The sequence below is a fragment of the Bordetella trematum genome, assembly GCF_900078335.1.
Lineage (GTDB): Bacteria > Pseudomonadota > Gammaproteobacteria > Burkholderiales > Burkholderiaceae_B > Bordetella > Bordetella trematum.
The window spans coordinates 20,622-31,663 of sequence record NZ_FKBR01000023.1 but is presented as its reverse complement, the minus strand read 5'-3'; the positions used below and the strand labels follow the sequence as shown (position 1 = coordinate 31,663).

At 65.5% G+C, this 11,042-nt stretch carries 11 protein-coding genes; 6 read left to right on the top strand and 5 right to left on the bottom strand.

The genetic code is table 11. The annotated features are described in order from the left end of the window. Positions 1-12: 12 nt before the first annotated feature. A complete protein-coding gene (locus A7V84_RS11745; protein ID WP_025517319.1) occupies positions 13-987 on the bottom strand; it encodes a Bug family tripartite tricarboxylate transporter substrate binding protein in 975 nt (324 codons plus the stop codon). Between the two features lie 236 nt (positions 988-1,223). Here A7V84_RS11745 and A7V84_RS11740 point away from each other — a divergent pair, with 236 nt between their 5' ends. Beyond that, the gene (locus A7V84_RS11740; RefSeq protein WP_025517320.1) at positions 1,224-1,895 is read left to right on the top strand and encodes a GntR family transcriptional regulator; all 672 of its coding nucleotides are present in this window, start codon (positions 1,224-1,226) and stop codon (positions 1,893-1,895) included. A 20-nt stretch (positions 1,896-1,915) separates the two neighbouring features. On the opposite strand, the gene A7V84_RS11735 is transcribed toward A7V84_RS11740, so the two are convergent. Next, positions 1,916-2,227 carry a cupin domain-containing protein gene (locus A7V84_RS11735; RefSeq protein WP_063492132.1) on the bottom strand — a complete coding sequence of 104 codons (312 nt, stop codon included), beginning with the start codon at positions 2,225-2,227 and terminating at the stop codon, positions 1,916-1,918. A 41-nt stretch (positions 2,228-2,268) separates the two neighbouring features. Beyond that, positions 2,269-3,492: an MFS transporter gene (locus A7V84_RS11730; protein WP_063492131.1), complete on the bottom strand. Its 1,224-nt coding sequence runs from the start codon at positions 3,490-3,492 to the stop codon at positions 2,269-2,271. A gap of 98 nt (positions 3,493-3,590) precedes the next feature. Between A7V84_RS11730 and A7V84_RS11725 the strand changes: the two genes are divergently transcribed. Continuing rightward, positions 3,591-4,178, top strand: a complete 588-nt coding sequence (locus tag A7V84_RS11725; RefSeq protein WP_025517323.1) for a TetR/AcrR family transcriptional regulator — start codon at positions 3,591-3,593, stop codon at positions 4,176-4,178. Positions 4,179-4,193: 15 nt separating this feature from the next. Here the strand turns inward: A7V84_RS11725 and A7V84_RS11720 are convergent, their stop codons facing one another. Beyond that, positions 4,194-5,693, bottom strand: coding sequence for an MFS transporter (locus A7V84_RS11720; protein WP_025517325.1), 1,500 nt, complete (start codon positions 5,691-5,693; stop codon positions 4,194-4,196). Between the two features lie 116 nt (positions 5,694-5,809). Beyond that, complete coding sequence (locus tag A7V84_RS11715) at positions 5,810-6,736, bottom strand: LysR substrate-binding domain-containing protein (RefSeq protein WP_063492130.1); 927 nt, start codon at positions 6,734-6,736, stop codon at positions 5,810-5,812. Positions 6,737-6,912: 176 nt separating this feature from the next. Between A7V84_RS11715 and A7V84_RS11710 the strand changes: the two genes are divergently transcribed. From A7V84_RS11710 to A7V84_RS11695, 4 genes are all read left to right on the top strand, one after another. Further along, positions 6,913-8,133: a CaiB/BaiF CoA transferase family protein gene (locus tag A7V84_RS11710; protein WP_025517328.1), complete on the top strand. Its 1,221-nt coding sequence runs from the start codon at positions 6,913-6,915 to the stop codon at positions 8,131-8,133. Between the two features lie 23 nt (positions 8,134-8,156). Beyond that, a complete protein-coding gene (gene dctP, locus A7V84_RS11705; RefSeq protein WP_025517330.1) occupies positions 8,157-9,152 on the top strand; it encodes a TRAP transporter substrate-binding protein DctP in 996 nt (331 codons plus the stop codon). Between the two features lie 83 nt (positions 9,153-9,235). Further along, entirely contained in the window at positions 9,236-9,715 is a 480-nt protein-coding gene (locus A7V84_RS11700) for a TRAP transporter small permease (protein WP_063492129.1), read from the top strand. Beyond that, a complete protein-coding gene (locus tag A7V84_RS11695) occupies positions 9,708-11,036 on the top strand; it encodes a TRAP transporter large permease (RefSeq protein ID WP_025517333.1) in 1,329 nt (442 codons plus the stop codon). The genes A7V84_RS11700 and A7V84_RS11695 overlap by 8 nt, the downstream gene beginning before the upstream one ends. The last annotated feature ends 6 nt before the right edge of the window (positions 11,037-11,042 follow it).

Genomic DNA, 11,042 nt, shown 5'->3' with positions numbered 1-11,042 from the left:
TCACGGCTGCCTCTACATCTTCAGTTTTTCAAACCCGATCTTCTCCACCACGCCCTGCCAGTAGAGAATCTCGTCCTGCATCCGCTGGCCGAAGGCCTGCGGCGTATCCGGAATCGGCGCCACGCCCATCCCGGCATAGGTGCGCACGACATCCTCGCTGGCCAGAGCCTGGTTCAGGGCCTTGTTCAACTCGGCCACCACCGTGTCCGGCGTGTCCTCGCGCACGATCATGCCGTACCAGGTCGGGCGGTTGAGTTGCGGATAGCCCAGTTCTTTGTAGGTGGGGATGCTCTCGTAGCCCGCCACCCGTTCGGGCGACTGCACGGCCAGCGCGCAGACCTTGCCGCTTTCGATATGCGTCTTGGCTGAACTGATATTGTCAAATATCACATCGACCGACCCGCCATAAAGGTCTACCATCGCCGGCCCCAGCCCGCGATACGGCACATGCAGCATGCTGGCGCCCACTTCGGCAAGAAATGCCTCGCCGCTGATATGGGCCAGCGTGCCGATGCCGGCCGAACCGAACTTGTACTTGCCCGGCTCGGCCTTGAGCTTCTCGAGCAGGGTCTCGAACTTGCAGTCCGGCGTGATCTGCTTGCTGGCAATCAGCACCCCGGGCGCGATCACGATGCCGCCCACCGGCTTGAAGTCCTTCAGTGGGTCATACGCCAGTTTTTCGTAGATGTTTACCGCCACGCCGTGCGAGGTGGCCGATGCGATGCCGACCGTATAGCCATCGGCCGGCGCATTGAGCACATGCCGCAGGCCGATCAGGCCGCTGGCGCCGGCCTTGTTTTCCACGATCACGCTCTGGCCAAGCGCATCGCCCATGCGTTGCTGCACCACCCGCACCAGCAGATCGGTCGGCCCGCCCGGAGCCATCTGAACCACTGCCGTCACCGGACGGCCCGGGAAATCCGCCGCCATTGCGCCACCCGCCGCCAGGCTGGCACTCATGGCCAGCGCCGCCGCTGTTCTCCTCATCTTTGTCTCCTTTGATTTGCCGTTGTGTTTACGCGCCTCGGATCACCGGGACCCCCTCTTCCGCAGACACGCCGGGACGAACTGTGAACTAATGACGAAAAAGTGTCAACACTATATGGTTAAGTGAAATCAATCATGCGATTATTGATGACAATATGGGCCGACATGCCTGCGATTCCGAATGGGGACAGGTATACTCCGGCCGTGTCCCTCCCTGGTGCTCCGCCCCGCCTCTCATGACCGATGACCGTAGTCCGCGCGCGCCCCTGTTCACCACCACCATCGTCGATGAACTGCGCAACATGATCTATTCCGGCGAACTGGCGCCGGGCACGCGCCTGAACGAAGCGGCGCTGGCCACGCGCATGGGCACCAGCCGTGGCCCCATCCGCGAAGCCATCCGCATGCTGGCAGGCAAGGGACTGGTCACGCCGGTCGCCCATCGCGGCATGTTCGTGCGCCAGATCTCCATGCGCGACATGCTCGAGAGCTACGACCTGCGCGCCTTGCTATTCAGCTTTGCGGCCCGGCGCGCGACTGAGTTTCTGACGCCCGAGCGCCTGCCCGTGCTGGAGCAGCTGCACGCCGACATGGAGCAGGCCTGCCGCGACAACGAAAGCGGCCGCTACTATGAGCTGAACCTGCGCTTTCACGCGCTGATCCTCGAGTACAGCAACAACCGTCACGCCGCCCAGGTCTACGAGGCGCAGACCAATGAGTTGCATCTGTTCCGCCGGCGTTTTTTCAATTACGCCAACAAGATGCAACGCTCCAACGAAGAGCACCGCGCCATCCTGGATGCCATCGTCGCCGGTGATGGCGCGCGCGCGGCCGAACTGGCCGAACAACACGTGCTGGCCGGCAAGCAGCGCCTGCTCGACAGCGTCGACGATATCGATTTCAAGTAGCCGTTTGCGCCGGGCCGCGCCTACTCGCTGCCTTCGCGCTCGATGACCAGGATGCGCACCTCGCCACGCGGATGAGCCACATGCGCATCGCCGGCAGAGGCGTGGAAGATATCTCCGGTTTCCAGCAGGAAACGCTCTTCGAGACCATCGCGCATCCAGCGCATCTCCACCTGGCCGGCCAGCACGACGAACACCTCCTGACCATCATTGACATGCCAGTGATACGGCTGGTCGCTCCAGTGCAGACGCACGGTGACGCCGTCCAGGCTGGCGATGTCCAGCGCGCCCCAGGGGCGCCCGGCGGTGAAGGTGCGGGCACGATAGATGTTCATCAGCAGTCAAACCAGCGTATCGCAAGAGCGGGATTGCTTGCTCAGCATGCCTCAGGACTTCGCTGGCGTCGAGAGCGCTGACGCCACAGCAAGGCCAGCGACAACAGGACCAGGACAAGGATCACCGCGCCATAGATATTGGCGGCCGGCAGCACCCCGACCCGCTGCGCGAGATAGCCCGCCGCCATGGTGGGTACGCTGTTGGACAGATAGCTCTGCAGATAGAAGGCGCCCATCAGCGCGCCGCGCTCGTTGGGCAAGGCCAGCGGCATGATGCTGCGCACCGCCCCCAGGAAAGTTGTGCCAAACCCGAATCCGGCACAGACCGAGCCCAACAACAGTGCTGTGCCAACCCCGGTGTTGATCCCGAACAGCACCGCCAACAGGCCCACGCCCAAGGCCAGCTCGCCCGCGAGCAAGATCGAGAAAGTGGCCCAGCCGCGCACCACCAGCCCGCCTGCTGCGCCGCTCAGGGTCAACCCGGCCACCACGAAACCCGCCAGCCAGGGCGAGTCGGTCCGCATCACGCTGGCCACCAGCGAAGGCATCAGCGACAGGTACAGACCGCCCAGCATCCAGACCGCCGTATTGGCCGGCGTGACCGACAGCAGCGTGGCGCGCACCTGGCGTGGCACGGATACGCGAGGGCGCAGGCTGGCGATTGCGCCCGCGCGCCGTGCCACCGTTTCCGGCGCCCGCCAGACCAGCGCAAACAGCACCAGAAAGATCGCCAGCAGCAGCGCAAAAACGGTACGCAACGGTGCAGGCGCCAAGGCAACCAGTGCGGTACTGCCGATGGCGCCCAGCCCCATGCCGACCATGGGTGCCAGCCCGTTGATCAGGCCGCCGCGCTCCTGGCCCAGATCCAGCAAGGCCGCGCTCAGCGCCGCCGTCGCCGCTCCGGTGGCAGCGCCCTGCACCATACGTGCCGCCAGCAGCCCCTCGGCGTCACCGGCCAGCAGAAACAAGCCCATTGCGACTGACTGCAGACCCAGGGCCAGCAGAATCAGGGGCCTGCGGCCGATATAGTCGGACAGCCGCCCCAGTACCAACAGGGTCAGCAACAACACCAGGGCGTAGGCAGAAAAGACCACCGTCAACACGGTGGAGCTGAATCCCCAGGCCTGCTGATACAGCCGGTACAACGGCGTGGGCGCACTGGCCGCGACCATGAACGCCACCGATGCGCTGGCGTAGACCGCCAGCGCCACCGGCGGTCGTAACCGGCCGCCGGGGCTCCCCGGCCGCTCTGCACTCGTGGACATGCTTATCCCTTAAAGGCAAAATGTTTGCGTTAGCATGGTAAACCTAGCCCTCCCACTAAAGCAAATATTTTGCATTAACGGCCTTTCTTCTTTTTGCCATGAACGATAGACCCGCAATCCGCCCCGGCGGCCGCAGCGCCCGCGTCCAGGCAGCCGTGCACCAGGCCACCCGCGAGCTGCAACAGGAAATCGGCCGCGACGCGCTCACCGTGCCGGCCATTGCCATGCGCGCCGGCGTCACCCCGTCGACCATCTATCGGCGCTGGGGCGATCTGGCACGTTTGCTGGCCGACGTGGCGCTGGAACAAATGCAGCCGGAGCAGCCGCCTGCGGATACCGGCAGCTTCCGTGGCGACATCCTGGCTTGGCTGGAACAATACGTCGAGGAAACCTCCTCCACGCCCGGGCGTTCCCTGCTGCGCGACGTCCTGTGCCACGCCGGGCACGAGAATGCCGGCAAATGCGATGGCATCACGCGGCAACAGATCGACGCGCTTGCCCAGCGCGCGGCCGAACGTGGCGAAACGCCGCCGGCCACCGGCCTCATCATCGAGCGCGTGCTGGCGCCCCTGCTCTATCGCATCCTGTTCGCCAATGTCATCCCGACCGCGCAGGAGATCCATGCGCTCTACGCCGGACTTGACGCCGCGCCCCACGACGCAACGGGCGCTGCCTCCCGCAGCTGAGCCGCGGGGCAGGATTCACGCCGACGGCGGCGCAGCTTGCGCCGGCTGCAGCGCCGGCAGACGCAGCAACAACCCCAGCGCCAACAGGCAGGCCAGCCCGGCCAGCAACATCGCCAATTGAAAGCCCCCTTCCAGGGCCGGGACGAACAGTGCCTGCAAGGCCGCCCCCTGTTGCGGGAAAACATGCTCGGTGATGGCGGCGCGCGCCACGGTGTCGGCCTGCGCCACGCCCAGCTCTCTTGCGGCGCGGCTGAACAACCCCACCGCCCGCTCGCTCATCAGCACTCCCAGCAGTGCAATGCCCAGCGTCATGCCCGACTGACGCAGGGCATTCATGGTGGCCGAGGCCGCGCCCGCCTGCTCGCCGGGAGCCAGCCGCATGATGGCGATGCTGGTGGCCGGCACCGCCAGGCCCGCCCCCACGCCCAGCAGGCAAAAAGCCATCGCCACAGGCAAATAGGGAGTGTGGGCGCCCAGCCCGGCCATCACCAGAAAAGCCAGTCCGGACAGACCGTAGCCTGCCGCCGTAAGCCATTGCAGGGAAATGCCCCGGCTCAAGCGCCCGAACAGAAAGGACATGATGAGGGTGGCTGCAAACTGCGGCATCAGGCGCCAACCCGCCTCGGCCGGCGAGAAACCCTGGATTTCCTGCAGGAAGATCGAGAAGAAGAACAGGCTGGTGTAGTAGGAAAAACCCAGCACGAAAGACGCCATATTCGCAACCGCGAACGCGCGCTCGCGCAGCAGCCGCAATGGCAACAAGGGGCGCGGCACGCGCCGCTCCACCCGCACGAAGGCAAGAAAGGCCAGCACCGCCACCAGCATGCAAACCACCGGCAGGCGCGCCGTCCAGCCCTGAACGCCGGCCTCGATCACACCCAGCGTCAACGCACCCAGCGCCAGGATGCTCAGCCCCTGCCCCCAAGGGTCTCGCGCGGCATGGTCCGGATAGCGGCATTCGACGATGCCCAGGCTGCCCAGCGCGATCGCCAGCGCCCCGATGGGCAGATTGATCAGAAAGATGCTCTGCCAGCCCCAGTCGCGCAGCAGCAAGCCGCCCGCCAGCGGCCCCAGCATCAGTGCCAGGGCATTGAAGGCCGACCAGCCGCCGATGACATGCATGCGTGCCTTGGGGTCGGGAAAGGCGTGCGTCAGGATCGGCATGGCCCCGCAGATCAGAAAAGCCGCCGCCACGCCCTGCACGGCACGCCCGGCCAGCAAGGCCGCCAATGACGGCGCCCACCCGCACAGGGCGGAGCCGGCCGTGAACAACAACACGCCGGCCAGCCAGCTGCGTTTGTGCCCATGACGGTCGGCCATCGGGCCGGCCGACAGCATGAACGCGGCCAGGCAGATCGCATAGGCATTGACCACCCACTGCATGCCGGCGATATCCGTCCGCAAGGCCGCCTGCATCGTGGGCAGGGCGACATTGACGATGCTGATGTCCAGCGTAGCCAGAAAACTCCCCAGATAAACGGCGCATAGCGCAGACCGGCGACGCATTGACGACATGGCAATTCCTCGATGCGGGGGCACGTCCCCCTTGAATGAGTCTTTATTCTATTTTCCGACCGACCGTCGGTCAATTCGAAAGTGACGCAAGCCCGCCATCGTGCGGCGCGGCACGTTCAGTCCACCATGCGACTCCCCGCCCATTGCCCGCTGCGCACCAGCTCCTGGCACAGCGCCAGGCAGATCGCCCGCACCTTGCTGGCGGCCTGCGTGAACGGCAGGCTGCTGGACGTGCAGAGGGACAGCTCGCGCAGAAACGCCGGCGGCGGCAGGCGCACCAGCCGCAGCGCGCCGGCCCGCACATCCTCATGCACCGCCGACCAGGGCAGCAAAGTGGCGGCCATGCCTGCCTTGACCGCCGGAATCAGGATCGCCGAGGTACTGGCCTCGCCCGCCAGCTTGTACTCCAGCCGGGCCTGCTGGAAGACATGCTCGACACGGGTGCGCAAGGTGTTGGGCAGGCTGGGCAGAATGAGCGGAATCTGCGCCAGTTCGGCCAACGGCATGGGATCGGCGCTGACCTGCACGTCAGGATGCAGGATCACGTAGATCTCTTCGAGCAATACGGGCAGTACCTGCAGCCCGCGCTTGGGCGTCTGATCCGGGGTAATCGACATATCCACCCGGCCCTGGGACGCCAGGCCGGTCAGGTCGGCGCTGGGCACATCCACGATCTCGAGCACGATGCCCGGATAGGCATCGCGCACGCGCTGCAACAAAGGCAACGCCAGCACCCGGCCGGTGCTCGACGGCATGCCGATGGACACCTTGCCGGTGACGTCCTCGTCCTTTTGCATCAGCAAGGCGCGCGTGTTGTCCACCTGGCGCAGGATGGTGCGCGCATGTCGGTACAGCAGCTCGCCCTCGGCGGTCGGCATCACGCCGTGCACATGCCGGTCCAGCAAGCGCACGCCCAGCTCCGCCTCCAGCAAGGCGATCTGCTGGCTGAGGGCAGGCTGGGCCACGAACAGCGTCTGCGCGGCGCGCGTCATGCCCCCCACCTCGACGATTTTCACGAAGTACTTGAGCTGCCTGAGGTTCATCTCCCCCTCCCTGCCATGCCATTGTTTTTTTGCATTGCAGCATCGCCGACATCATTTTTTCTTATGGAGCAATCAGGAAACCGTATTTTTCGACTGCGCCTGCGCTTCCTAAGATGCCCCTCATGCCGGACCCGCCCCGCCAGGCCCGGCCCCCGAAACCGACACAGGAGCGACGCATGGCATTGCCGTTGGAAGGTGTGCGAGTACTGGATCTGACCCGGGCCCTGTCCGGCCCTTTTTGTACCATGATCCTCGCCGACCTCGGCGCGGAAGTCGTGAAGGTCGAGCCCGGCCCCACCGGCGACATGATCCGCCAATGGGGCCCCTTCGACCGCGGCGTCAGCGCCTACTACCTGAGCAGCAATCGCAACAAACTCGGCCTGGGCCTGGACTTCCGTCATCCCGAGGGCCTGACCCTGCTGCGCGAACTGGCCCTGGAATCCGATATCGTGGTCGAGAACTTCAAGCCCGGCACGATGGAGAAGATGGGCCTGGGCTACGAGAGCCTGGCCGCCGAACGGCCCGACCTGGTCTATGCCGCCATCACCGGTTTCGGCAGCAGCGGCCCGGCCGGCAACTGGCCAGGCTTTGACCAGATCGCGCAGGGCTACTCGGGCCTGATGAGCGTGACCGGCATGCCCGAGAGCGGCCCGACCCGGGTGGGCGTGGCCATCGGGGACCTCACTTCGGGCATGTGGGCCGCCATGGGCGTGCTGGCCGCCTGGATAGAACGCCAGCGCGACGGCCGCGGGCAACAGGTGCAGACCTCCTTGCTGGCCAGTCTGGTGGGCTTGTTGAGCGTGCAGGGCCAGCGCTATCTAAGCCTGCAGGAAGTGCCGCAACCCACCGGCAACGTCCACCCCGTGATTGCCCCCTACGGCGTCTTCGAGACTGCCGACGGCCCGCTGAATCTCGCCCCGGCCACCCAGGACATGTGGCTGCGGCTGTGCGAACTGCTGGAGTTGCCCGACGCGCCCCATGACCCGCGCTATCTCAGCAACGCCGAGCGCATGCAGCATCGCGACGAACTGAAAGCCCTGATCGAAAGCCGCTTGCGCGGCAACACCCGCATGCACTGGACCCGCGAAATGATCGCGCGCGGCATCCCGGCCGGCCCCATCAACAACCTGGCCGATGTCTTTGCGGATCCACAGGTGCAACACTGCCGTATGGTGGAAACCGCCCAGCACCCGGAGCTGGGCGAGATCCGCCAGCTGGCCTTGCCGATCACCATGCAGGCGCTGGCCGAGGGCAGCGTGCGCAGCGCGCCGCCCCTCTTCGGTCAGCACACCCGCCAGGTGCTCAAGGCCTACGGTCTGCCCGCCGCGCGCATCGACGCGCTGTGCGCCGATCGCGTCGTTTTCCAACACCAGGCGTGCGCCGACACGCCGCGATAACAACGACCCCGAGGAGACATATCATGAAACGCAATCTTTCCCGCCTGCTGGCCGCCCCCTTGCTGATGCTGGCCTGCGCCGCTGTCCAGGCCCAGACCATGAAACTCTCGCACCAATGGCCGCGCGGCGATGGGCGCGACGAAGGCGCACGCGCCTTCGCCGCCGAAGCCAGCCGCCTGGACCCCGCGCTCAAGTTCCGCATCTACCCGGGGGCCTCGCTGATCAGCAATCCGGTCAAGCAGATCGACGCCCTGCAGGACGGCACGGTCGACCTGGCGATCTTCCCGCTCATCTACGGCGTGGGCAAGGTGCCGGAGCTGTCGATCACCATCCTGCCCGGCGCCGTCAGCAGCGTCGACGATGCCATGCAGCTGAAAGGCTCCGCCTTCGAGCAGAAGCTGCAGGAACTGTGCGAAGCCAACGGCTTTCACCTGCTGACCTGGTGGTGGACCGAAGGCGGCATTGCGAACCGCGAACGCGAAATCGGCGCGCCGGACACCGTCAAGGGGCTGAAGATGCGCGGCGCCGACCGCAGCATCGACACCATGCTCAAGAGCGCCGGCGCCTCGGTGTTCTCCATGCCGTCGACCGAGCTGTACAACGCCTTGCAGACCGGCGTGCTCGACGGCCTGATGACGTCGTATGAAACCTTCGTCAGCATGCGCCTGTACGAACAGACCAAGTACGCCACCATCGGCGGCGACTACACAATCTTCGTGGTCTTCCAGCCGCTGGCCATCTCGATGCGTGTCTGGAACAAACTCACGCCGCAGCAACAGAAAACCCTGGAACAGGCCGCCGCCAGCACCCAGCAGGCCTTCAACGCCGAACAGATCAAGGTCAAGCAGGAAACCCTGGCCGCTTTCGGCAAGGCCGGCGCCCGCATCCACACCATGACCCAGCCTGAGTTCGACCAATGGCTGACCCTGGCCAAACGCACCGCCTGGCCCGAGTACGCCAGCATCAGCCCCGCGGCCAAGGACCTGCTGCAAGCGCTGGAACAATCCCGCAAACCCTGAGCGCCGGCGCGATTCTGCATCGTCATTCACAACGCAAGGAGACCGGGGTGACAACGCTTGGAAAATGGATAACACGCTGCAGCATGGCTTGCGCCATGGTGGCGGCCGCCTTGCTGCTGGCGGCCATCGGCGTGCTGACATGGATGGTTCTGGTGCGCGGCATGGGCTACCAGAACTCCTGGGAACTGGAGATGAGCATCGAAATGATGGTGATCGCCATCTTTCTGGGCTCGCCGTACACGCTCTACACGGGCGGCCACGTCAAGATGGAATTGCTGGAAAACATCCTGCCCGGCCGGGCCCGCGAGGTGCTGCGCTTCAGCGCCCAGGCCGTCGGGGTCGCGGTCTGCCTCTACCTGGCCTGGTCAGGGCTGCTCATGGCCATCGACGCCTATCGCAGCGGCGAACGCGCCCTGGGCGTGTGGCAACCCCTGGTCTGGCCCAAGTATGCCGCCGTGCCGCTGGGCATGGGCCTGACGGCGCTGCAATACCTGGTGGAAATGCGCTGGCCCTGCCTGCGCCGCGAGGCCGCGGCCCTGCCCCTGGAGAAACGCTATGACTGAACTGGAAATCGGCGCCTGGCTGTTCGTGATCACCTTCGTGGTGCTGTTTTCGGGCATCCCCATCGCCTTCGGCCTGACCGCCGTGGCGATCGGGTTTCTGGCGATCTTCGGCGATCCGGGCGCGCTGCAGGCAGTCGCCAAGACCTTCATCGGCGAGCTGTCCAACTTCGCCCTGCTGACGTTGCCCATGTTCGTGGTGCTGGGCGCGGCCATCGGCATGTCGCGCGCCGGGCGCGACCTGTACGAATCGCTGCATCGCTGGCTGTGTCGCCTGCCCGGCGGCCTGGTGATCGCCAACATTTTCGGTTGTGGACTGTTCTCGGCCATGTGCGGATCCAGCCCCGCCACCGCGGCCGCCATCGGCAAGGTCGGCATCCCGGAAATGCTCAAGCGCGGCGTGCCGGCGCGCCTGGCCACCGGCGCCATCGCCGCCGGCGGCACGCTGGGCATCCTGATCCCGCCGTCCATCACCTTCATCATTTACGGCATCGTCACCCACACCTCCATCGCGCGCCTGTTCCTGGCCGGCGTGATCCCCGGGCTGGCCCTGATCCTGCTGTTCGCGGTCTATGCCTGGTTCGCCAGCCGCAGCGGCCTCAAGCGCGCTATCGCCGCGCGCCAGGCTCCGCCGCCGGAGACGTACACGCTGGCCGAAAAGCTGTCAGGCCTGCTGCGCACCCTGCCCTTTCTGGGCATCATCGTGGCGGTCACGGTCTTCATGTACGGCGGCTTCGCCACGCCCTCGGAGGTGGCTGCCATCGCGGCCTTCCTGGCGCTGGTGCTGGTGGCAGTGGTGTACCGCTCGCTGCGCCTGAAAGACCTGTGGGCCATCATGCGTGACGCCACGCGCGAGTCGAGCATGATTCTGCTCATCATCGCCGCAGCGGCGTTGTATGCCTACATGATGTCGTATCTCTACGTGACACAGAGCGTGGCCGACTGGATGTTCGGCTGGCAGCTGAGCCACTGGCAACTGATTCTGGTGCTCAACCTGTTCCTGTTGCTGGCCGGTTTTTTCATGCCTGCGGTGTCCGTCATCCTGATGAGCATGCCCATCATGCTGCCGGTGCTGCAGCAAAGCGAGATCGACCTGGTGTGGTTCGCCGTGATGCTCACCATCAACCTGGAGATCGGCCTGATCCATCCGCCGCTGGGCCTGAACCTCTTCGTGATTCGCGGCGTGGCTCCCCAGGTGCCGCTGCGCGAAGTCATGTGGGGATCGCTGCCTTTCGTGATGATCATGCTGCTGTTCATTGTGCTGCTGGCCATCTTCCCTGCCATCGCCACCTGGCTGCCCGATCTCCTGATGGGGCCGGCCTGATGACCT

Bases quoted from the DNA above. Each gene is read 5' to 3' on its own strand.
- A7V84_RS11745 (WP_025517319.1), bottom strand. From the start codon at position 987: ATGAGGAGAACAGCGGCGGCGCTGGCCATGAGTGCCAGCCTGGCGGCG.
- A7V84_RS11740 (WP_025517320.1), top strand. From the start codon at position 1,224: ATGACCGATGACCGTAGTCCGCGCGCGCCCCTGTTCACCACCACCATC.
- A7V84_RS11735 (WP_063492132.1), bottom strand. From the start codon at position 2,227: ATGAACATCTATCGTGCCCGCACCTTCACCGCCGGGCGCCCCTGGGGC.
- A7V84_RS11730 (WP_063492131.1), bottom strand. From the start codon at position 3,492: ATGTCCACGAGTGCAGAGCGGCCGGGGAGCCCCGGCGGCCGGTTACGA.
- A7V84_RS11725 (WP_025517323.1), top strand. From the start codon at position 3,591: ATGAACGATAGACCCGCAATCCGCCCCGGCGGCCGCAGCGCCCGCGTC.
- A7V84_RS11720 (WP_025517325.1), bottom strand. From the start codon at position 5,693: ATGTCGTCAATGCGTCGCCGGTCTGCGCTATGCGCCGTTTATCTGGGG.
- A7V84_RS11715 (WP_063492130.1), bottom strand. From the start codon at position 6,736: ATGAACCTCAGGCAGCTCAAGTACTTCGTGAAAATCGTCGAGGTGGGG.
- A7V84_RS11710 (WP_025517328.1), top strand. From the start codon at position 6,913: ATGGCATTGCCGTTGGAAGGTGTGCGAGTACTGGATCTGACCCGGGCC.
- dctP (WP_025517330.1), top strand. From the start codon at position 8,157: ATGAAACGCAATCTTTCCCGCCTGCTGGCCGCCCCCTTGCTGATGCTG.
- A7V84_RS11700 (WP_063492129.1), top strand. From the start codon at position 9,236: ATGGCTTGCGCCATGGTGGCGGCCGCCTTGCTGCTGGCGGCCATCGGC.
- A7V84_RS11695 (WP_025517333.1), top strand. From the start codon at position 9,708: ATGACTGAACTGGAAATCGGCGCCTGGCTGTTCGTGATCACCTTCGTG.